Raw genomic sequence first — 22097 nt, forward strand, 5'->3', positions numbered from 1 at the left:
GAGCCCGGTCCCAGATCCTCCAGCAGGCGGCCGGCAACCCCCTCGCCCTCATCGAACTCGCACGCGCCTACGCGAAAGACCCGAGCCGCCGGGACTCGGAGTGGGCCGATTCGCTCCCTCTCACCACGCGTCTTGAGCAGATATTCGCCGCCGACCTCCCCACCCTCCCTCCGACGACGCGGCATGCGCTGCTCCTGGCGGCGGCGGCCGGCAGCGCCAGCCTTCCCGGCATGCTGCAGTCCGTCCCCGGACTGGCGGACCCGCGTGTGTGGCTGCCCGCCGAGCGGACCGGTCTGATACGGGTCGCAGGCGGCCGTGTGCGCCTGCGCCACCCGCTCGTACGTTCCGCGATCTACCAGGCCGCCACCTTCACCGAGCGCCGCGAGGCCCACCTGATCCTCGCCTCCTCGCTCGTGGACGAGCCCGACCGCCGTGCCTGGCACCTCGCCGCGGCCTCGACGGGGCCGGACGCGGAGGTCGCCGACGCGCTCGCCGAGAGCGCGGAGCGCTCACGCCACCGGGGCGGATACGCGGCAGCGGCGGCGGCGCTGGAACGCGCCGCCGAACTCACCCCGGACCGCGAGCAGCGCGCCCGCCGCCTGCTCGCCGCGGCCTCATTGGCCCTGCTCGCCGGGCACCCCCAGTGGGTGAACGAAATCACGACCCAGGTCGACACGCTCACGCACGACGCACGGCTGCTCGCCGAGTCGGCCAACCTGGCCGGCTGGTCCCTGGCCGTCACCCTCCGGTACGAGGCGTCCCTGGCCCGTCTGCTGCCCGTGGCAGAGTCCATGGCGACCGAATCACCGGACATCGCGCTGGAGGCGATCGGAACGGCCGCGACCCCGGCATACCGGCTCGCGGAACCCTTCCACCGCTTCGAACTCCAGCGGATCAACGACCTCGTCGTGGCGGAACCGCACCACGTCGACCGCATCTGGGTCCGGGCCGCGTGCGCTCCGTTCACCGCCCGCGACCGGACCATGGAACTCTTCGGTCGCGCGCTCGAAGCGGTGCCCGAGAGCTCGCCGGGACACGTCGTCGTGCTCGGGGGTTCCGCCTGGGTCCTGGACGAGACCGCCCACGCCGTGCGCCTGCTCGGCCAGGCCCTGGACCATCTGCGCCGGGCGGCGACCGCCGGCAGCAACGCCACCGCCGCGTACTCACTGGCCAACGCACTGTTCGAGAGCGGTGCGTGGACGGCCGCCCAGTCCACCGCCGAGGACGCCTTCCGGATGGCGACCGAGGCCGGCGCCGACTACATGACCGTGGGCGCGCCGCTCCTCCAGGCCACGCTGCGCGCCGCACGCGGAGACCACGCCGGAGCCCGCTCCGGGGCGGACCGGGCGGTGCGCGCCCTCGACCTGAACACGTCCCCAGGACTGTACGTGCTGCACCGGCGTGTGCTCGGCATGGCAGCCCTCGCGGAAGGCGACCACCGGACGGCCTACGAGCAGTACCGGCGCGCCTTCACCCGGGACTTCCACCCCCGGCCCGTGCACTACCACGCCTCCCTCTACCTCCTCGCCGACCTCGCGGCCTCCGCCGTCCGCGCCGGGCAGGCGGAAGACGCCCGCACCGTGCTGCACGCGGCCCAGCACACGCTCGGCGACTCCCTCTCCGCCCGGTTGCACGCGATCCTGCATCGCGCCCGGGCGCTGCTCACCGATTCCGACGAGGCCGAGACGCACTTCCGTGCGGCGCTCGACCCGGCCGGCGCCCAGTGGCCCTTCGAACACGCCCTGGTCCACCTGGACTTCGGCGAGTGGCTGCGGCGCCGACGGCGCAGCGCCGAGGCGCGCCCGCTGCTCGCCACCGCCCTGGAGTACTTCGACCGGCTCGACGCGCGCCCCTGGGCGGAGCGGGCCGGCGCCGAACTCCGCGCCGCAGGTGTGCAGGTGGCAGCCTCCTCAGCGCCGGGCGCAGCCGCTGACCTGACGCCCCAGGAACTCCAGATCGCCCAACTGGCCGCGGAGGGGCTCACTAACCGGGACATCGGCGCCCGGCTCTATCTGTCGCCCCGCACCATCGGCTTCCACCTGCACAAGATCTTCCCCAAACTCGGGATCACCGCGCGCGGTCAGCTCCGCGACGCGCTGGAGCCCGTCTGACGGCCCCCGTCCGCGTCGCGTCGCAGCATGCGCGGCACGCTGTCCATGAGAGTGCGGACAGGGGGTGCAGTGGTGATCCAGTTCTCCGGGCACCTGGGCGGTGGTCCCCAGCCCGACGATCCCGCCGCGCTCCGGCACTGCGGTGCGCTCCCACGGGGTGGCCTCCATGGACAGGTCGTGGAAGACCATGACCAACGCCGTTCGCGGGATTGGCGGCCGGTCCTGTCACGACGTGCGGCCCCCCTCCCCGTTTTTCCGGGGAGGGGGGCCGCATTCCGGGCCGTCAGTGCCTGGCGGCCGTGGCGCCCATGGCGGGCGGCGCGGCGTTGACACCCCAGGTGGTGGGCGTGTCGGAGAGGCCGATCCGGATCGTGCCGGCGTGGAGCAGGTTCTCGTGGGAGAGCCAGCTCTGGCGCAGCTTGCCCTTGGCGGTGGTCACGGAGGACACGTACTGCAGCTTCGACGCACTCGCGCCGGGGGCTTCGATGCTGATCGTGCGGCCGTGCTCCGGCCGGATCTCGACCTTCTCGAACATCGGCGCGGTGATGATGTAGTCGGCGGAGCCGGGCTGGGCCTCGAAGACGCCGGCCATGGCGAAGACGAGCAGCGACGAGGTGGCGCCGAGGTCGTCGTTGCCGGGCATGCCGTACGCGTCATCGGTGAAGAGAGTCCGCATCGCGCGCAGCACGGACGAGGTCTTCCACGGGGAGTCGGTCCACGTGTACATCCACGGGGTGTGGAAGTCGGGCTCGTTGTTCGGGTTGAAGGCGAAGTTGTTGTGGTAGTCGTACGCCCCCGTCACCCAGCTCTCCTTGGCGGCCTTCGCCGGGTCGGCGAGCACGGTCGGCAGGTCGAAGAAGGTGTCGAGCCGCTGCTCGGCCTTGTCCTCGCCGCCCATCAGGCCGTACAGGGTCTGCGGGTCCTGCTGGGCGAGCCACTGGTACTGCCAGGCGGTGCCCTCGTGGAAGGCTCCGGACTGGGTGGGGTCGGGGTCCCCGGCGACGGTGCCGTCCGCGTTGCGGGTGACCGGGAAGCCGGTGAACCCCTGCGAGGTCACGTCGTCGTCCCAGAGCGTGGCGAAGTTGTCGCAGCGCGAGGCGAGGGTCGCGGCCTTGTCCTGGTAGCCGAGGCCCTTCGCCATGGTGGACAGCGCGCAGTCGGCGAGCGCGTACTCCAGCGTGGCGGAACCGGCCTGGCGGCTGTCGCCGTACGTGTAGCCGGGCAGGTTCTGGTAGGCGACCCAGCCGTTCTGGACGTAGGTCGGGTTGCCGTCGCGGCCTCGGAAGATCGACTGGTCCGCGGGGACCTCGTTGACGTTCTTCCAGAGCGCGTCGAAGAGCCGGCGCGAGGTGGACTTGTCGAGCAGTCCGCGGTTGTAGAGGTCGACGACCCAGGGGGTGATGGGGTCGCCGCTCATCACGTTGGTCTCGCCGCCGCCGAGCCCCCAGCGCGGCAGCCAGCCGCCGTCCTGGTAGACGCGCAGCACGGACTTGGCCATGTCGGTGGCCTTGTCCGGGTTCACCAGGGCCACCAGCTGGTTCTGCGAACGGTAGGTGTCCCAGAGCGAGAACATCTGATAGTACGTCGAGTCCGCGCGGTGCACCTGGTCGTCGAAGCCGCGGTAACGGTTGTCGACGTCGGAACCGATCGACGGGTGCAGCAGCGAGTGGTAGAGCGCGCTGTAGTAGGTGCGCTGGTCGGCGGTGGTGCCGCCGGCCACGCGCATCCGGTTCAGCTCGTCCTTCCAGGCGTCGTGCACGCCGGCCCGTGCCTTGTCGAACGACTTCGGCTGCTCGGCCTTGCGGTTGAGCCGGGCACCGTCGACCGAGGTGTAGGACAGGCCCACCGAGGCACCGACCCGGTCGCCCTCGGACGGGTCGAAGGACAGCCAGGCCCCGGCCCGCTTGGTGCCGCGCGTCGCTTCGCGTGCGCCCGGCGTGAGCGTGTCGTCGGACCAGGTGCCGAACGTCGAGAACTTCCGGTCGAACGTGGCGCTGAAGAAGATCCGATAGCGCTCCTTGCCGGTCTCGCCGCAGAAGTTGCCGCCCTGGAGCCAGCCCTCGACGGTGTCGTCGCCGACCACCTTGATGTCACCGGCGTAGGTGCTGCCGTTGCTCTGGCCGGTCTCGATCAGCACGTTTTCCGAGTCGGACCCGGCCGGGAACGTGTAGCGGTGCTGGCCGGTGCGTTCGGTCGCGGTGAGCTCCGCGTCGATGCCGTTGTCGAGCTTCACGCCGTAGTAGCCCGGCGAGCGGGTCTCGTTGTCGTGGCTGAACTTGGCGCCGTACTGCGCCGGGTCGGACGAGGTGACCGCGCCGGTGGTCGGCATGAAGCGGACGTTGCCCATCGTCTGACAGCCCACGCCCGACAGGTGCGTGTGGCTGAAACCGAGGATGGTGTCCTGGGCGTAGTCGTACGAGGCGTACTTGTTCAGCTGGGTGTCGGGGCTCAACTGCACCATGCCGAACGGTGCGGAGGCCCCGGGGAAGGTGGTCCCGTCGCCGTTGTTGCCGATCGACGTGTCGACCAGCGTGGTGGGATCCGCCGCGAACTTCGCTCCCTGGGGACGGGAGTTCGCGACTCCGGAGGTGGCGGAGGCCGCGACCATCGTGGTGGCGATCAACAGGACGCCGCACACGCGTTTTCTCAGCGCTTTCATCGCATTCCTCTCGTACGACAACGTTGTCAGATGCGAGCTCGATGATCTTTGCCGTTCGGACATGGTCCCGTCAACCCGCGGACGCCTTGCTTCCGTTCCGCTTCTGCCCGGCCTCCGCGTCGCCCCGATAAGGCCGGAACCCGAAGCCGGCCGGGAGGTCCTGTCCTGGCGTGTCGTCCGACATGATCGCAGTCGGGCGTTCTGTGGACCTGGCAGCATGGGTGGCGGGTTTCGGGAAAGACCTCGTCGATCGCGTTCCGGAAGCCGAGGGCACCGCATCCGACCCCGTCCGGACTCCGCTCAGATCCCGGTCACCTTGGCGCTCGCCGACACCTCGTAGACCAGGGTGACCGTGCGGTGGCCGCCGGGCGGGAGGGAGACGTCCCAGCGGGCGATGCCCTCGGCGTCCGTCACGTCCGGTGCGGGGGAGCACGCGTCCTTGCGCAGGTGCACCTCCACGGCGGAGACCTCGGAGACCGGGACGCGCTCCCGCAGGACCACCACCCGCTCGTCCCCCTCCCCGGGGGCGGAGAATCGCGACAGGTGCAGCCGCACCGTGCGGGTGACCACGGTTCGCTGGGTGATGCCGGTGGTGTCGCGGGACTCCTCGGCCTCCCGGACCACGTGGACGTCGTCGCGGCTGCCGAAGGCCAGCTCGACGGGACCGCCGGGTGCGGTGAACTCCATCGCGCCGCGACCGTTGAACCCGCTTTTGCGGATCAGGTCCACGGGACCGGCGAGCAGCGCGTGGCCGGAGAGGTTGTCGAACCGCACCACCTGGGTGACGAGCGGGGACAACTCCGGTGAGCAGGCGTACTCGTCGCGCGCGGCGGCGGTGAACGCGGAGAGCGGTACGCGGTGGGCGCGGCCGTCACCTCGTACCGAGACCCGCGCCGGCGCCTTCAGCACCCGCGCCTCGCCGCCGTCGTCCACCCCCGGGAGGCCGAGCACCGGGACGGGGCCGAGCGTCGCGACCTCCTCCTCGCGGAAGTCGACTTCGACCGTGCGGCGTTCCGCCGCCGGGCGGTCCCTCAGCGTCAGCCGGTCCTCGGTCAGCCGGGGTGGCACGCCGGCCGACGCCGAACGGGCCGTCGACAGGGTCAGCGGTACGTCCGACCAGTCCTCGCCCGTACGCTGCCAGACCACCGCGTCCGTCTCCAGGGTCAGGGAGCCCCCGTCGAGCACGGCCCGGTAGGCCGGCCGCCACAGCGCGCACGGGGTGAGGTGGGTCAGACGCAGCCCGGCCGGACCGGCCTGCGCGGCCTCCACGGTCAGCTCGATGTGGCCGACGAGTTCGGCGGGTTCCTCCTCGGCGAGGGCCATGACCCTTTGTGCTTCGGCGAGTTCTTCGGCGCGTGCGGCCAGCTCGGCAGTTACGGTCCGGAGTTGCTCTTCGTACGTGTCGCGTTCCTCGTCCACCCGGTCCAGTTCGCCGGACCAACGGGCCTGTTCGGTCTCCCCGTGGCCGGCGCCCTCGCCGATCTCCCGCAGCAGATCGGCGGCGAGACGGCCGAGGAGGTCGAGCCGGGTGAGCAGACGGTCCCGCCGCCGTTCCAGAACCGGCCGCTCCTCTTCGAGGGCGCGCACACGGTGACGCAAGGGGGAGTCCTCCCCGGCGAGCGGCTGCGGTCCCCGTGGTGCCCACGTGCGGACGATCCGCGCGTCGAGGACGGTCGCGGGGTACGGGGCGGTCAGTTCCGCGTGGAGGCTCCGGTCGACGGCCAGCGCGCCGACCGGGCCGAGACGCAGCCGCTGGACCCCGGCTTCCAGGTCGAGCACGACGGCACGCTCGACGTGGGCCCGGTCTTCGAGGCACGTGACGGCGGTGACGGGGAGGGGGAAAGGCTTCGGGGCCGTGGACATGGCGGGTGTCAGCTCCTACGGTTGCCGCCGACCAGGGCCTTGCCGGTCGGGATGCGGATCTCGTAGCCGCCGTCGAGGGCGGCGGTGGCCCCTGCGGGCAGGTCCAGTCGCCAGACACGCGTGCCCGGCGCGTACTGGTCCGGCCCCGCGCCTTCCACCGGCGCCGCCCAGCCGGCCCGCTCCTCGATCCGGACGTCGGGATCGCCGGTGACGGGCACCCGCTCGTGGACCTCCACGCGGACGGGGCGCGGGAGCCCGTTGGCCAGCTCCACGCGGACACCGTGGTTGAGCACGGTGGTGTTGCCGCGCAGCCCGGAGGCCGACTCGTGCAGGTTCGTACGCCGGGTGACGCGGACGCCCTCGGCCGGCCCGAGCCCCACCCGGCGGACACCACCGGGGGCGAGCGTGGGCAGCGCGGCGGTCAGCAGGAACTCGTCGTCGACGGTGACCTCCACCGGCCCGGCGAGCAGCGCCTGGCCGGTGGCGTTGGAGAGCACCAGCGTCGCGTAGACGGTCTGCTCCACGGACGGCACGCAGAGGTATTCGGCGCGCAGACCGACGGGGATCTCACCGACCGTGACGGTGTGCCAGGTGCCGTCGGACGGTACGTCGGCCCGGGCGGCGGCGTCGAAGCGGTGGTCGAAGGAGCCCGCCGACTCCCGGGGCCGCACGGCCTGTCCGGGCAGCGGCAGCGAGGCCACCGCCTCGGCGCGGCGGCGGTGCTCGGCCACCACCGGGTCGAACGGCGCCTCGGCGAAGAGCCGGCCCCGGCGGTCGCCCTGTTCGTCCGGGCCGCAGAGGACGAGGCTCGCGTAATCGAGCTCCGCGCTGCTCGGCCGTGGAGGACCGGCGGGCGGTGACGGCGGCGGGGGAGGTACGGCACCCGGAGCGGGAGCGCCCGGGGCCGCGGGGGCGGGTGCGCCGGGCGCGACAGGTGCGGCGCCCCATGTGGCAGGCGCGGCACCGTAGGACATGCTTCCCGGGGCCGGGGGACCGCCGTGCTTCGCCCGGGCCTGCACCGGCGCGGACGGCGGCGGGGGCGGCGGGGGTGGCGGGGGAGCGGAGAGGAACTCGGCCGGGGCGCCGCCGGCCATCGGCGAGGCCGCCCGGGCGGTGACGGGCACGGCCGGGCGGGTGCCCGCCGCGTCGTACCCCGAGAAGAGGCCGGCGAGTCCGGCCGGAGGCTCCCGCCACCCGGCCGGTGCGGGGGCGGGCTGGCTGCGCCCGATCCGGATCGAGCGCAGCTTCGGAAGGTCGGTCCGGCGCCGGAGATCGGCGGTGGCCAGGGCGATCCGCACGCCCGTCCAGTCCTCGCCGGTCCGCTGGGCGACCGAGGCGCGCAGCAGCAGACGGCCGCTGCCGTCGCCCTGCCGGTACGCGAGGCGGTAGGCCGGCACCCAGACGGCGCCGGGCACGCCGTACTCCAGCTCCAGCTCCACCTCGCCGGTGCCGTCGACGGTCAGGACCGCGCAGACCGTGCTCTCCACGTGCGCCGACGGGGCGTCGGTGGAGGCGCGGGCGAGCCGGTCCGCGGCGACCTCCACCTCGTGCTCCGCCACGCGCAGGGCTTCCTCCAGCTCGGAGAGGCGGTGGTGCAGTCCCGTCAGGCGTTCGTCGACGAAACCGGCCAGATCCAGCCACGCGTCGACCGGGGTACGGCGGTGCCGCGGGTCGTCGCGCCTTCGCGGGGGCGGTACCGGGCGGAGCGCCCCGACCTCCTCGATCCGGCTCATCACGCGGTCCCGGCGCCCCCGCACCGCCTCGCACGCGTCCTTGAGCCGCTCGACCTCGTCCCGCAGGCCCCGGGGCGCGTCCGGGCCGAGCCGTCCGGCCCCGGTCTCCACCCTGGCCTCGGTGACGCGCGGCCCGGAGGCTCCCAGCACCCGGGCCCGCAGCGAACCCGGGTCGACCGTGCGGGGCAGCCCCGTCACCCGTACCCGGCCGTCGGGCGGCACGTGGCCCCGCGTCAGGCGGCGGCAGACCGCGCCCTGCGCGTACACCACGACCGCGTCGAGGGTCGATTCCCAGCTCTGCGTCGATCCAGCCGTCATGCGCTCCGCACCCCCGCCGTGTCCATGCCGAGCGCAGCTTACGCCGGGGCGCTCCTGGCGTCAGCGGCTGACCGGAAGAAGCCGGAGGAGAGGGGGACCGGGAGAGGGGGGCCGGGCGGCGGGGCCGAGTCCCGGTCCTCTGAAACTCGTCTGCGCCTCGTGACGGAGTCCTCGTAGGCGCCGCGCGCCCCCACCTGCGCGCGACGGCCCACCGGTCGGACCGGCGGGCCGTCCCGGTGGGGCCCCGCCGACCGCCACGACCATCCCGGTGGGGCGTTCCTGACGGGTGGTCGGGCCGGCGGAGACCGTGTCCCCGGACGCGTGTCGCTTCGCACCAGGGCCGAGTTCCGCCGCGTGGCACGTGACGACGAACCACCGCGCCCGGTTCTCACCGGCCATGTGCGGGAGGTGCCAGGCAGCCTCGGCGACGAACCCGAGCGGTCGAGAGCCACCGGCCGGAACGCGCCGGGCGACGCGGCTGATGTCATGTGCCGCAGGGCGGGTTGTACGGCAGAGCCGGCGATACGTACTCCTTCCACCGAGCGGGGGTCATGGCCCGCTGCGTCGACGCGCACAGGAGCGTGCGGGCGCGAGCGGGGTCGGTCTGCCAGAGACGTACGGTGCCGTCCTGGCCACCCGTGATCAGCAGGCCGTCGCGCGGGCCGAACAGCAGCGCGTTGACCCAGCCGCCGTGGCCGGTGACCGGGAGCCCGTACGCGGTGGTGTGGGCCGGATCGGAGCTGTCCCACAGGCGGATCTGCCCGAGGGTGTTGCCGCTCGCGAGCAGTCCGCCGTCCGGGGCGAACCCGGCGCTGCTCACGATGCCGCCGGCGAGCAGCGGTTCTCCGACGGCGGTCGGGGACTGCGGCCGGGACACGTCCCACAGCCTGACCCTGCTGTCCCCGTTGCCCGTCGCGATCAGCCGCGAACCCGGGCCGGCGGCAAGGGTGAAGATCTGCTGGCCGCTGGCCACCTGACCCGCCAGGGAGGGAACGGTCCCCTCGCCCGTGCGCCAGACGCGAATGGCGCCGGCGAAGGTACCGGTGTAGACGTAGCCGCCGCCGGGTGCGGCGGCCATGCCTCTGGTCGGCCACTGCTGTTCGGGCAGCTCGGCGTCGCCGAGTGCGGCGGGGTGGTCCACGTCCGCCACGTCCCAGGCGCGTATCCCGCCGGCGGAACCGCCCTGGATGTCGAAGGTGGCCGCGAGCAGTGTGTGACCGTCGGCGTCGAAGGCCAGTGCCCCGACCGGTTTCGTCTGTCCGGGCAGTGCCGTGCCGATCTCCGCCGGGCGGGCCGGCGCGGAGACGTCCCACAGCCGCACATGGCCGCCGAAGTCGCCGGTGGCCAGTACGGTTCCGCCGGCCGTCCCGGGTTTGAAGGACACCGTGTTCACGCCCGAGGAGAACGGCGGGAGGGCACCGAGGCGGGTCAGGCGGGCGGGGTCGGAGACGTTCCAGAGGGTGACCCGGCGGCCGGAGGCGACCGCGAGCAGCCGGCCGTCGCCGGTCGTCGTCAGCGCCTCGACGGCCTGGCCGCCACCCGTGACGGCCAGGGTCGGGGGCAGCCGCCACAGCAAGGCCCTGCCGTCCCCGCTGCCGCTGGCCAGGGTGTGCCCGGTGGAGTCGAAGGCCAGGCTGTTGACGGTGGAGGTGTGTCCGCGCAGCGGAGGGCCGAGAGCCCTGGTGGAGCTCGGGGCGCCGACGTTCCAGAGGTTGATGTCCCCGGACTGGTCCCCGGTGGCGAGGACGCTGCCGTCCGGGCTGAAGGCGACCGAGTTGGCCGGATTGCTGAGGAACAACCTCGCCACCGCCTTCGGCCGGCCCGGGTCCGAGACATCCCAGACCAGCACCTTGTCGTCACTCCCGGCGCTGGCCATCACGTGCCCGACGGGACTGAACGCCACCTGGTTGACGATGCTCGTGTGGCCGGCCACCGCGCCGCCCAGGGCGGCCGGTCGGGCCGGGTCCGACACGTTCCACAACCGCAGCAGCGAGGCGCTGCCGGTCGACCCCGTGGTGCCGCCGCCGACGGCCAGCGTGGCACCGTCCGGGCTGAAGGCGACGGAGGAGACGCCCTGCTGCCGAGCGACAGTCACGGTACTCAGCCGACGCGGACGTCGTGGATCGGCGACGTCCCACAGCTGCACGGTGCCGGTCGTGGAGTTGCCGGCCGTGAGAGTGCCGAGCGCCAGCGTCCGGTTGTCGGGGCTGAACCTCACGCTCACCACCGCGCCCTGTGCCACGCTCACCGGAGCCGACAGCGTCACCGGATGCCGGGCCTCGGAGACGTCCAGGATCCGTATGGTGCCGTCCGAGCCGCCCCGGACCAGCAGATCGCCCCGCACGTTGTAGGCGACCGGCTGCACGCTGACGCCCTTCCCGGCACTGAGCGCGGAGGTCAGCGGAGCCGGCCGGGTCGGGTCCGAGGCATTCCAGAACCGCAGCGTCACCGCGCCGGTCGCCAGTTCGTCGTGCGGACCGAACGCGACCGAGTTGACGATGGGGAATCGCTCCGGCAGTGCCGTGGACATCACGGAACCCGCCTCCGTCATGAGCCGCGTGCGCAGCGAGGCCGTCGGCCGCATCCCGTACGCGACGAGGTCGAGCTGCGCGGCGAGTGCGGTGTCGGTCGGGCGTTGCCGGTCAGCCTCGGCGGCGACCCGTTCGAAGATCGCGTTGTCACGCTGGTCGAGGGCGTCGCGCGTCTGGTCGCGCGCGAGCGCCGCCAACCCCGAAGCGAGCAGCGCCAGCACGGTGACGGCGACCACCGCGCCACGCTTGAGCAGTTGGGCGCGGCGCTGTTGACGCCCGGAGGCATCGAGGAAGTCCCTGACCAGCGGGGTGAGGTCCTCGGGGCTCGCGCCCGACGCCCAGGTCCGGGCCACCTGCAGTCTGGCCCCGCGGTGCAGGGCCGTCACATCCCTGCGTCCGTCGCTCTCCCAGGCGACGGCTGCCTCCTCCAGCTCCTGGCGGACCGCCACACCGTCCTTGCCCGCTCCTATCCACAGGTGGCGCAGCCGGGGCCAGGCCCACAGCAGCGCCTCGTGGGTGACCTCGACGGTGCCCTGCTCCCGCTCCACCCCCTGGGTGAGCAGGCGGGCTCGGGTGAACCGCTCGGCGACGTCAGGGACGGCATGCGGGTCGGCGGCGGCCAGCAGCAGGTCACGGCGGGTGCGCCGGCGCCGTGTCACCTCGCCGCCTTTCCCGATGCTCACGAGACTGAGGAACATCAGCCGCGCCGCCTGTTGTTGGACCGGACTCAGCTTCCCGAACTCCTCCTCGGCGGTGGCCGCCACCGCACCGTCGATGCCTTTGGTGTCGCGGTAGCTGTCCACGGTCAGGGTGTCGTCCCTGCGCTCCCGCCAGGTGGCCCGCAGAGCGTGCGCGAGCAGCGGCAGCCGACCGGCCTCGTACGCGCCCCCGCCCTGCCCGCTCGTGCCGCGCAGGTCACCCAGGATGACCTCCACGAGTCCCTTGGCCAGCGACAGGCCAGTCCGCTGGGCCGGCCGGATCACGGCGCTGCGCACCTCGTCGTCGGTCATCGGGCCGACGATGACCTGACGGTTCACCAGAGCGTCGCGCAGATGGGGAAAGGTGGCGCAGGATCCGTAGAAGTCCGCGCGCAGACCGTAGACGGCCACGACCGCGGGCTCCTCAGTACCGGTGGTACCGGTCAGACCGGCGAGCAGATCCACGAAACGACGGCGTACGGACTCTTCGTGGCAGAGCGTGAACAATTCCTCCAACTGGTCGACAACGACGACCACCCGGCCGCCCGACGGAAGTTCGAGCCGCCCGCGCAGCAGCGCGCTCAGGGTGCTGGGACCTGCTCCCATCGCCTCCGCGACCAGCGCCTCCTCGGCACCGATGAGGTTGGCGAGTCCCGCGGCGAGAGCCGCGGGCGGATCAGCGGTGGGAGTCAGCAGCAGCTGCGGCCAGTGCCTGCTGCCCGGCAGTTGACCCTTGGCCAGCGCCGGCAGCACCCCGGCGCGCAGCAGCGACGACTTGCCCGCACCGGAGGGCGCGACGACGGCGAGCGGGATCCGGTCGGTCAGGCAGTCTTCGAGCCGGTCCATGACCTTGCTGACGAGGGCCTCCCGACCGAAGAACCACTCGGACTCGTCCATCCGGAACGGGCGCAGCCCGGGATAGGGGCATGTCTCGACCGTCGAGGGGGTGGAGGTCCGGCCGTAGTCCTCGCCGCCGGAGTGGTAGTGCTCGTGTCGGTGGAGCACACCGCCGTTGACGACGATCATGTTCTCCGCCGACTGGTACACGCCGGCGCGCCCCGAGGCCCAGGCGATCTGCTCGACGGCGCGTGCCTTCTGCTCGGGCTCCCGGCGGGACGTCATGACAACCTGATGTTCGTCATGTCGCGACCGGCCTGGTAGATCTCCGCGTCGCCGTCGGCCCGCGCCCGCATCTCCGTGCGAGGCGGAGGCTGCTCTCTTTCTCCCCCTTCCTGATGCAGTCCGGCTTCCTCGCGCAGTCCGGCGGTGAGCTCGGCGACGAGTTCGGTGAGCGCCCGCGCCGCTGCCGGGTCGGTGGCGAGCAGCTGGCGGAACCGCACCCGCCAGGCGGCGGTGAGGTCGGGCCCGTCCTCCTCGTGAGCCGCCGGGCCGAGAAGTACTTCGCGGGCGTTTCCCAGTTCCTCTTCCACGGCTGCTGCGTGCTCCGGACGATGGTGCCGCCACAGACGTCCCACCAGCGCCCGTACCTGCTCCCAGGTATCGGTGGCCAGTGAGTTCACCACCGTCGTCGCGGCCGTTGCCGCCAAAACGGTCAGTTGGTCTTCCATGCGCATCCCCCGAGTCCGATGGGCCTGGCCAAGGGCTGTCCCGTGATCCGCGGTGGATCGGTGTGCGGCGTCGGACGCGGTGCATCCGGGGCGGAGGAGCATTCGCGTATCGGATGTATGCGGACGTCGGGACGGCGAGGCGAGGTGCCACGGCCGTCGTCGCGCCCGCCAGGGATGACGGGGCAGCCCTTGGCGTACGGCCCATGCTAGGTGGGGGGAGAACGTGAGTCCCAGGGTTTCCGGAGTCCGGTCCGTGAAGAAAATGCGCGATACACGGGAGCGGTCTGCCGGTGGGTGAGGAGAAGCTGCCCGTGCGGCGTCGGCCCGGCTCCACAGTCGCCCCGCCGGTGCCCCCACCCCGCCGGTGCCCCGCCCCACCGGGTGCCCCGCCGCGGTGCCTGGTCGGCCGGTCGCCGTGCGCGTCCCTTCTTCTCGCTCCTTGGGACGATTCCCCTGGGTGGTGATCGGCTGCCGATCGGATACTGATCCGGGAGTCGGCCGGCCGGTCGCGGAAGGTGTGCAAGTTCCCTTTCCGCAGGACGACTTGGGTTTCTCCGCTGGTCGAGGGGGCGGAATGTCGACTTCCGTGACCGGGACGACCGTCTCAGCATGTGGATCGAAGGTTTGACATTAGGGGGACTTATGACCAATAAAGGTGATGCTTTGGCCATGCATTCACCTCCTGTAGTACCGGGTGGTGAGGGCTGCCCCGCCTAGACGAATGAGTTCTGCCGTGTCCGACTCCACCCCCGCCCGCGCCACCGTCGACCCGGCACAGGAGTGGGACGCCTGGCGTGCCGAGCGCCACCGCGCGCTCACCTCCCCGATGGGCAACCTCGCCCTGGTCGAGACCCGCTGGGCGCCGACGGGGGAGACCCCGGACGCGGAGGCCGCACGCGCGCAGGCGCCGGACACCGTGACCGTCACCGAGGTCCGGCGCACCGACCTGGTCAGCGGCGAGCCCGAGCGGGGCCTGCGGTTCTGGGACGCCGACGCACCCGCCATCCGCGCCTTCGACCGGGTCGACACCTTCGCGTACGACCCCGCCCTGGTGCTGGAAGCCACGTACACGCCCGTCGAGGGTGCCCGGCGCGTCGCGTTCGAGCACATCCGGGACAACGGCGGCAGCCGCGACCTGGTCGTCCCGGGCGACATCGCGCTCACCTTCGACGGCCGCGACTACACCCTGAGCGCCTTCGACGACGACGGCACCCTGCTGCTCGTCTTCGGCGACCCGACCAACGGCGACTCCACCTACGGCGCCGGCCGCTTCCTCTTCGTGCGGCGCACGGAGGACGAGAGCCGGGTCGTCCTCGACTTCAACCAGGCCTTCGTGCCGCCCTGCGGGTTCTCCGATCAGTACAACTGTCCGATGCCGCCGCGGCAGAACCGCTTCCACCTGCCCATCGAGGCCGGCGAGAAGCTCCCCGTCTTCCGCGACGGCTTCGACGCACAGCACTGATCGCCGGTACCGACCGACCCGCAGCTCCACGCACCGAAAGAGCCCTCATCCCATGAGCACCAAGAAGAGCGTCGTCCTCTCCACCGCGACCGTCGCCGCCCTCGCCGTGGTCCTGACCGCCTGCGGCGGCAACGGCGGCACCAGCGCCTCCGGCGGCGGCACCTGGAACAAGGACGCGGTCGTCAACGTCGGCTCCCTCTACGAGCCGCAGAACCTCGACAACACCGCCGGCGGCGGACAGGGCGTCACCGAGGTGCTCAACGGAAACGTCTACGAGGGCCTGTTCCGGCTCACCGACGACGGCAAGGTCGACAAGCTCCTCGCCGAGGACTACACGACCAGCGCCGACGGCCTCACCTACACCTTCACCCTCCGCGACGGCGTGAAGTTCCACAGCGGCAAGGCCCTCACCAGCGAGGACGTCAAGTACAGCCTGGAGAAGGTGCTCGCGGACGACTCCCAGTCCGCCCGCAAGAGCAACCTGGAAGTCGTCAAGGACATCGCCACCCCCGACGCGCGGACCGTGAAGATCACGCTGTCCCAGAAGTCGGTCTCCTTCGTCTACAACCTCTCCTACGTCTGGATCATCAACGCCCAGGCGAAGAACCTGAAGACGACCGAGGACGGCACCGGGCCGTACACCCTGAACAAGTGGACCCGCGGTTCCGCGCTGAGCCTGGACCGCTTCGCCGGCTACTGGGGCGACGCCGCCGCCAACAAGCAGGTCGTCTTCCACTACTACAAGGACGCCACCGCGCTGAACAACGCGCTGCTGACCAACGCCGTCGACGTGGTCACCAGCGAGCAGTCGCCCGACGCCCTGGAGCAGTTCAAGAGCAACGGCTCCTACAAGGTCAACGACGGCGACTCCACCACCAAGCTGCTGCTGGCGTTCAACGACAAGGCCAAGCCCTTCACCGACGTCAAGGTGCGCCAGGCCGTGTCCGCCGCCATCGACGACAAGAAGCTCCTGGAGTCCGTCTGGGGCGGCTACGGCAAGCAGATCGGCTCGATGGTCCCGCCCACCGACCCCTGGTACGAGGACCTCACCTCCGTCAACGCCTACGACGTGACGAAGGCCAAGAAGCTGCTCGCCGAGGCCGGTTACGCCAAGGGCTTCAGCTTCACCCTCGACACCCCCAACTACGACCCGCACCCGACCGCCGCGACCTTCATCAAGTCGCAGCTCGCCAAGGTCGGCATCACCGTCAAGATCAACACGATCACCCCCGACGAGTGGTACACGAAGGTCTACAAGAACCACGACTTCTCGGCCACCCTCCAGGAGCACGTCAACGACCGCGACCTGGTCTGGTACGGCAACCCCGACTTCTACTGGGGCTACGACAACCCGCAGGTCACCCAGTGGGTCAAGGAAGCCGAAGAGGCGCCCGACACGGCCGCGCAGACCGAACTGCTCAAGAAGGTCAACGAGCAGACCGCCAAGGACGCCGCCAGCGACTGGCTCTACCTCTACCCGCAGATCGTCGTCGCGAGCACCAAGGTCTCCGGCTACCCGGTCAACGGCCTGAACTCCCAGTTCTTCGCCTACGACATCAAGAAGACGGGCTGATGGCGCGCTACCTCCTGCGCCGGCTCGCCTTCCTCGTCGTGTCGCTGGCCCTGGCGAGCGTGGTGCTCTTCGCCCTGCTGCGCCTGCTCCCCGGCGACCCGGCCAACGCGCTCACCTCGGTCGGCGCCAGCCCCGAGCAGATCGCCGCGGCCCGCCACTCCATCGGCTCCGACCGCCCGCTGCCCGAGCAGTTCACCCACTGGATCGGGCAGATGGCGAGCGGCGACCTCGGCACCTCGTTCGTCAGCTCGCTCCCGGTGGGCCCCGAGATCAGCGCCCGGCTCGACGTCACGCTCCCGCTCACGCTGGCCGCGTTCGTCCTCGCCGTCCTGGTCGCCGTACCCGCCGGGTTCGTCGCCGCGTACAAACGGCGCACCTGGTACGGGGCGCTGCTCAGCGGCGTGTCCCAACTGGGCATCGCGGTCCCCGTGTTCTGGCTCGGCATGATCCTCATCGCGGTGTTCGCGCTGAACGCGGGCTGGCTGCCGTCCGGCGGCTTCCCGCCGGACGGCTGGGCCGACCCCGCCGAGGCCGTCCGCGCCCTCGTGCTGCCGGTCGTGACCATCGCCCTGGTGATGAGCGCCTCCCTGATCCGCTACGTACGCTCCGCCACCCTCGACGTGCTCGGCAGCGACTACCTGCGCACCTCGCGGGCGCTCGGCTCGTCCTTCGGCCGCGCCATGTGGCGGCACGGCCTGCGCAACGCCTCGGTCCCGGTGATCTCCATCCTCGGCATCGAACTCGCCTCGACGCTGCTCGGCGCCGTCGTCGTGGAGTCGGTGTACGCGCTGCCGGGCCTCGGCTCGCTCCTCGCCAACGGCATCTCCCAGCACGACTACCCGGTCATCCAGGGCGTGCTGTTCGTCTCCACCCTCGCGGTGCTCCTGATCGGCTTCGTCGCCGACCTGGTCCAGCGGATCATCGACCCACGGCTGCGCGGCCGACTCTCGGGAGGTACCCGATGACCGGGACGGACCTGACCACCCCGGCGACCGTCGTCGCCACCCCGGCCAAGCGGCGCTCCCGCCGCTCCGCCAACCTGATCGTCGGCTGCGTGCTCGCCGGACTGATCGTGCTGCTGGCCGCGGTCTCGCTCTTCTGGCTGCCCTTCGACGCGGAGGACACCTCCGGCGGACGGCTCGACGGACCCGGCGGCGGCCACCTGCTCGGCACCGACAAGCTCGGCCGCGACCTGTTCACCCAGGTGATGACCGGCTCCCGCATCGCCGTCGAGGCCGGACTCGGCTCGGTGGCCGTCGCCGCGCTCATCGGGATCACCCTCGGCGTGCTCGCCGCGTTCGCGCAGGGCTGGCTCGACGACACGTTCTCGGCGCTGCTGGACATCCTCATCGCCTTCCCGACGCTGCTGCTGGCGATGCTCATCGTCGCCGCGCGCTCGGCGACGCTCGGCTCGGCGGTCCTCGCGATCGGCCTGGCGCAGAGCGCGGTCGTGGCACGCCTGGTACGCGTCCTCGTCAAACGGGTCCTGGCACGCGACTACATCACCGCCGCCCGCACCTCCGGCACCTCCTGGCCCCGCACGGTCCTCTCCCACGTGCTGCCCAACATCTGGCCCACCCTGGTGGTCAACCTCGCCCTCCAGTTCGGGCTCGCGGTCCTCGCCGAGGCCGGACTCTCCTACCTCGGCCTCGGGGCACCGCCGCCCAACGCCTCGTGGGGCCGCATGCTCCAGGAGGCCCAGGCCACCTTCACCACGGCACCCGTCGGCGCGCTCGCGCCCGGCATCCTGCTCGTCCTCCTCGTCATCGGCGTCAACCTCGTCGCCGACGGCCTGCGGGACACCCTCGACCCGGCCACCCGGCGGAGGCGCGCGTGACTCTCCTCGACGTGACGGGACTGACCGTCCGGACCGACGACGGCCGGACCCTCGTCGACGACCTGTCCTTCACGGTGGCCGGCGGTGAACGGCTCGGCCTCATCGGCGAGTCCGGCTCCGGCAAGTCCCTGACCACCCTCGCGGTGCTCGGTCTGCTCCCCGAGGGCATGACCTCGGCCGGCAGCGTCGTCCTCGCCGGCAACCAGACGGTGGGAGCCCCCGAGAAGCGCCTCACCGAGGTCCGGGGACGGGACGCGGCCATCGTCTTCCAGGAACCGCTGACCGCACTCGACCCGCTGATGCGCCTGGGCCGCCAGATCGCCGAACCGCTCGCCCGGCGCACCGGCCTCAAGGGCAGACCCCTGCGCGCCTCCGTGATCGAGGCCCTGGAACAGGTCCGGCTGCCCGAACCCGAGCGGATCTCGCGCGCCTTCGCACACGAGATCTCCGGCGGCCAGCGCCAGCGCGTCGCCCTCGCGATGGCGCTCGCCTGCGCACCCAAACTGCTCATCGCCGACGAACCCACCACCGCCCTGGACGTCTCCGTCCAGGCGGAGATGCTGGAACTCATCGACGGCCTGGTGCGGGAACGGGAGATGGCCGTGCTCTTCGTCAGCCACGACCTCGCCGTCGTCGCCAAGGTCACCGACCGGGTCCTCGTCATGAAGGACGGCCGGGCCGTCGAGCAGGGCACGGTCCACGACGTCGTGCACGCGCCGCGCGAGGAGTACACCCGCACCCTGGTCGCCAGTGCCCGGAAGCTGGAATCCGCCCTGGACCTGAGGAGCGCGCGATGACGCCCGTACTGGAGCTCAAGGACGCAGCCGTACGCTACCGGGGGTCCGCCGCCGACGTGGTGCGGGACGTCTCCCTCGCCGTCGACGCGGGCGAGAGCCTGGCGCTGGTCGGCGAGTCGGGCGCCGGGAAGACGACCCTGCTCCGCCTGCTGCTGGGCCTCGCCCGGCCCACGGCCGGCACCGTCCGCTTCGACGGGGCCGATCTGAACCCGCGCGACCGCGCCCAGATGCGCAGCTTCCGGCGCAGCGTGCAGTGCGTCTTCCAGGACCCCTACTCCTCGCTCGACCCCAGCCGTCAGGTCGGCGCGATCGTCGCGGAGCCGCTGCGCTCGCTCGGCCTCGACAGCCGTACGACCGCGGCGCCCAAGGTCGCCGCGGCGCTGGAGCGGGTCGGCCTCCAGGCGGACGCCGTCGACCGCTACCCGCACGAGTTCTCCGGCGGCCAGCGCCAGCGCATCGCCATCGCCCGCGCCACCGTCTGCGACCCGCGCGTCCTGCTCGCCGACGAGCCGGTCAGCGCGCTGGACGTCACCACCCGCGTGAAGGTCGTCGACCTGCTGGCCGAACTGAAGGAGGAGCGGGGGCTCACGCTGGTGATGGTCTCCCACGACCTGTCCGTGGTGGCCACCCTCTGCGAACGCACCGCCGTGCTGGAGCGAGGGCAGGTCGTCGAGCAGGGCGCCACCGCCCAGGTGCTCGGCGCACCGGCGCACCCCTACACCCGTCGCCTCATCGACAGCGTGCCGCGCCTGCCCGTGTGACCCCGGCGGGGGCGGGTCACCGGGAAGCGCCCGTCCGGGCGCGGCGCGGCCCGCCGCTCAGTCCGACCCGGTCGCGGCCGTCCCCAGCACGTCGCGGAGCTGACCGCGCGCGGTGACCCCGAGCTTCGGGAAGATCTTGTGCAGGTGGAAGCCGATGGTGCGGGGCGACAGATAGAGCCGGGCGCCGATGTCCCGGTTGGTGAGCCCCTCCGCGGCCAGTTGGGCGATCTGGAGTTCCTGGGGCGTCAGGTCGGCCGCCGCGTCCGGAGCGGTCACGGCCGTCACGGCCACGCCCGCGGCGCGGAGTTCGGCGGAGGCGCGCTCGATCCACGGGCGCGCGTCGAGCCGTTCGAAGAACTCCAGGGCGGTGGCGAGCAGCGGGCGCGCCTCGGCGCTCCGCCGGTGGCGCCGCAGCCACTCGCCGAAGTCCAGCTGGGCCAGGGCGTGTTCGAAGGGCCACTGGACGGCGGCCGGGTCGGCGAGCGCCGCCCGGAAGTGGGCCTCCGCCCCCTCGGAGTCCGTGAGCAGCGCCCGGGCCCGGTGCAGGATCGCGTCCAGCCGGACGGAGCGCGACCCGCTCAGCGTTCCCTCGGCGGCCCGGAGCACGGTGCGGGCGTCGTCGGTCTGCCCGGCACGGACGGCCGCGGCGGCGAGATCCGCGACGCAGTACAGGGACGCGTGGTAGTGCACGGGCAGGGGGTGGAAGTCCCGGGTGAACGTGCGCCGGAACTGCTCGTACGCCGTCGAGTGGTCGCCCTCCGCGAGGGCCGCCATGGCGAGCGCCCGCCGGTGGCTCACGTACAGGCCCGGCAGCTTGCGCAGGTCGACGGCGCGTACGGCCTGACCGGCCCGGGCGCGCGCGCCCGCGTGGTCCCCGCGTGCGGCGCGCAGCGTGGCCTGGAGGAGCGGCGAGCCCACGGCCATGTAGTCCGCGCCCGCCTCCGTCGCCATCCAGAACGCCTCCTCGGCGGCGGACTGGGCCGCCGTCCAGGCGCCGCTCTCGAACAGGGAGTTGGCGAGCGAGAACGCGACGGTCGCGTTGGCGCCGGCCGTCGCGGCCCGGCGCAGATGATCCATGGCCCGCCCCAGGAGCCGTACCGCCTGATCCGTCTCGTCCAGCGCCCAGGCCGCACCGCCGAGCACGATGGTGTCGCTCAGCCCGCCCTCGGGCAGCGCCTCCAACACCTCGCCGAAGAGCTCCATGGCCTGGTCGCGGGCGGTGAAGGGAGCGCACGACGCCAGGACCCAGACACGGTCGACCTTGTGCGGTTCCCCCACGACGAGACCGGTGATCCGCAGGAGTTCGGTCCGGTGGAAGGGATTGCCGGACCGGTACGCGGGGGTCGCGGCCGTTCCCGCCGCGTCCAGGGCGAGGACGGGGGACACGGTGGCCATCGACTCGGCCACCGGCAGCAGGTAGGCGATCGAGTCGTCGTACCGGAGCGTCACCGCCAGCGACCAGCCCGCGAGTATGGACGCCTCGGCGAGGAGCTGCTCGTCGTCGGTGAGCGTGGCCACCCGGGAGGTGATCTCGTTCACCCACTGCGGATGCCCTCCGTGCACGGCCGACATGGCGGCGGCGAGCAGGCGGCGGGCACGCTGCTCGCGGTCCGGGGTGAGTTCGGCGGCGCGTTCCAGCGCCGCCGCCGCTGCCGCGTATCCGCCCCGGTGGCGTGAGCGCTCCGCGCTCTCGGCGAGCGCGTCGGCGACCTCCGCGTCCGGACCGAGCGCCGCCGCCGCGAGGTGCCAGGCACGGCGGTCGGGTTCCTCGGTGAAGGCCCCGGCGAGCACCAGGTGGGCCTCGCGGCGCTCGGCGAAGGTGGCGGCCTGGTAGATCGCGGAACGTACGAGCGGGTGGCGCAGCCGCACCTCGCCGCTCTCGACCCGTACCAGCCCCGTCCGCTCGGCGGGCAGCCACACCTCGGGGCCGTCCATGCCGGGGACCGCGTGGAGGACGTCGGAGAGCTGAGCGGTGCCGGCCGCCGCGGCGAGGAGCAGGGCCCCTCGTGTCGCCTCGGGGAGGGTGGGGAGCTCGGCGGCGAATATCTGCTCAAGCCGGGCGGTGAGAGGGAGCGAGTCGATCGCGCCCCGGTCCCGGCGGCTCGGGTCTTTCGCGTAGGCGCGTGCGAGTTCGATGAGGGCGAGGGGGTTGCCGGCCGCCTGCTGGAGGATCTGGGACCGGGCTC

General features: G+C 72.4%; 13 protein-coding genes. 7 read left to right on the plus strand and 6 right to left on the minus strand.

The window, feature by feature from the left end:
• On the plus strand, positions 1-2111 hold a 2111-nt coding region (locus ACFWEE_RS31480; RefSeq protein ID WP_386894451.1), incomplete at its 5' end, for a LuxR C-terminal-related transcriptional regulator.
• Positions 2112-2394: 283 nt separating this feature from the next.
• Here the strand turns inward: ACFWEE_RS31480 and ACFWEE_RS31485 are convergent.
• From ACFWEE_RS31485 to ACFWEE_RS31505, 5 genes are all read right to left on the minus strand, one after another.
• Positions 2395-4770 carry a GH92 family glycosyl hydrolase gene (locus ACFWEE_RS31485; RefSeq protein ID WP_386894453.1) on the minus strand — a complete coding sequence of 792 codons (2376 nt, stop codon included), beginning with the start codon at positions 4768-4770 and terminating at the stop codon, positions 2395-2397.
• 300 nt (positions 4771-5070) lie between these two features.
• Positions 5071-6633 carry a mucoidy inhibitor MuiA family protein gene (locus tag ACFWEE_RS31490; RefSeq protein ID WP_386894455.1) on the minus strand — a complete coding sequence of 521 codons (1563 nt, stop codon included), beginning with the start codon at positions 6631-6633 and terminating at the stop codon, positions 5071-5073.
• A gap of 8 nt (positions 6634-6641) precedes the next feature.
• Positions 6642-8684: a DUF4139 domain-containing protein gene (locus tag ACFWEE_RS31495; protein WP_386894457.1), complete on the minus strand. Its 2043-nt coding sequence runs from the start codon at positions 8682-8684 to the stop codon at positions 6642-6644.
• A 484-nt stretch (positions 8685-9168) separates the two neighbouring features.
• Entirely contained in the window at positions 9169-13035 is a 3867-nt protein-coding gene (locus ACFWEE_RS31500; protein ID WP_386894459.1) for an NACHT and WD repeat domain-containing protein, read from the minus strand.
• On the minus strand, positions 13032-13481 hold the full coding sequence (locus ACFWEE_RS31505) for a hypothetical protein (protein ID WP_386894461.1): 450 nt from the start codon (positions 13479-13481) through the stop codon (positions 13032-13034). The genes ACFWEE_RS31500 and ACFWEE_RS31505 overlap by 4 nt, the downstream gene beginning before the upstream one ends.
• A gap of 721 nt (positions 13482-14202) precedes the next feature.
• On the opposite strand from ACFWEE_RS31505, the gene ACFWEE_RS31510 reads away from it, so the two are divergent.
• Genes ACFWEE_RS31510 through ACFWEE_RS31535 form a run of 6 tightly spaced genes read left to right on the plus strand, consistent with a single transcriptional unit; the run spans position 14203 to position 19911 of the window.
• The gene (locus tag ACFWEE_RS31510) at positions 14203-14943 is read left to right on the plus strand and encodes a DUF1684 domain-containing protein (RefSeq protein WP_386894463.1); all 741 of its coding nucleotides are present in this window, start codon (positions 14203-14205) and stop codon (positions 14941-14943) included.
• A gap of 52 nt (positions 14944-14995) precedes the next feature.
• Complete coding sequence (locus ACFWEE_RS31515) at positions 14996-16516, plus strand: ABC transporter substrate-binding protein (protein WP_386894465.1); 1521 nt, start codon at positions 14996-14998, stop codon at positions 16514-16516.
• Positions 16516-17481, plus strand: a complete 966-nt coding sequence (locus tag ACFWEE_RS31520) for an ABC transporter permease (protein WP_386894467.1) — start codon at positions 16516-16518, stop codon at positions 17479-17481. Before ACFWEE_RS31515 ends, ACFWEE_RS31520 begins: the two co-directional genes overlap by 1 nt.
• Positions 17478-18353, plus strand: a complete 876-nt coding sequence (locus tag ACFWEE_RS31525) for an ABC transporter permease (protein ID WP_386894469.1) — start codon at positions 17478-17480, stop codon at positions 18351-18353. The genes ACFWEE_RS31520 and ACFWEE_RS31525 overlap by 4 nt, the downstream gene beginning before the upstream one ends.
• Positions 18350-19150: an ATP-binding cassette domain-containing protein gene (locus ACFWEE_RS31530; protein WP_386894471.1), complete on the plus strand. Its 801-nt coding sequence runs from the start codon at positions 18350-18352 to the stop codon at positions 19148-19150. Before ACFWEE_RS31525 ends, ACFWEE_RS31530 begins: the two co-directional genes overlap by 4 nt.
• Positions 19147-19911, plus strand: coding sequence for an ABC transporter ATP-binding protein (locus ACFWEE_RS31535; RefSeq protein WP_386894473.1), 765 nt, complete (start codon positions 19147-19149; stop codon positions 19909-19911). The genes ACFWEE_RS31530 and ACFWEE_RS31535 overlap by 4 nt, the downstream gene beginning before the upstream one ends.
• A gap of 57 nt (positions 19912-19968) precedes the next feature.
• On the opposite strand, the gene ACFWEE_RS31540 is transcribed toward ACFWEE_RS31535, so the two are convergent.
• Positions 19969-22097: LuxR C-terminal-related transcriptional regulator (locus ACFWEE_RS31540; RefSeq protein WP_386894475.1), on the minus strand; the 2129-nt coding region annotated here is incomplete at its 5' end.

Source organism: Streptomyces sp. NPDC060184 (genome assembly GCF_042728795.1).
Classification (GTDB): domain Bacteria; phylum Actinomycetota; class Actinomycetes; order Streptomycetales; family Streptomycetaceae; genus Streptomyces.

Bases quoted from the DNA above. Each gene is read 5' to 3' on its own strand.
- ACFWEE_RS31490 (WP_386894455.1), bottom strand. From the start codon at position 6,633: ATGTCCACGGCCCCGAAGCCTTTCCCCCTCCCCGTCACCGCCGTCACG.
- ACFWEE_RS31500 (WP_386894459.1), bottom strand. From the start codon at position 13,035: ATGACGTCCCGCCGGGAGCCCGAGCAGAAGGCACGCGCCGTCGAGCAG.
- ACFWEE_RS31520 (WP_386894467.1), top strand. From the start codon at position 16,516: ATGGCGCGCTACCTCCTGCGCCGGCTCGCCTTCCTCGTCGTGTCGCTG.
- ACFWEE_RS31535 (WP_386894473.1), top strand. From the start codon at position 19,147: ATGACGCCCGTACTGGAGCTCAAGGACGCAGCCGTACGCTACCGGGGG.
- ACFWEE_RS31505 (WP_386894461.1), bottom strand. From the start codon at position 13,481: ATGGAAGACCAACTGACCGTTTTGGCGGCAACGGCCGCGACGACGGTG.
- ACFWEE_RS31485 (WP_386894453.1), bottom strand. From the start codon at position 4,770: ATGAAAGCGCTGAGAAAACGCGTGTGCGGCGTCCTGTTGATCGCCACC.
- ACFWEE_RS31510 (WP_386894463.1), top strand. From the start codon at position 14,203: ATGAGTTCTGCCGTGTCCGACTCCACCCCCGCCCGCGCCACCGTCGAC.
- ACFWEE_RS31515 (WP_386894465.1), top strand. From the start codon at position 14,996: ATGAGCACCAAGAAGAGCGTCGTCCTCTCCACCGCGACCGTCGCCGCC.
- ACFWEE_RS31525 (WP_386894469.1), top strand. From the start codon at position 17,478: ATGACCGGGACGGACCTGACCACCCCGGCGACCGTCGTCGCCACCCCG.
- ACFWEE_RS31495 (WP_386894457.1), bottom strand. From the start codon at position 8,684: ATGACGGCTGGATCGACGCAGAGCTGGGAATCGACCCTCGACGCGGTC.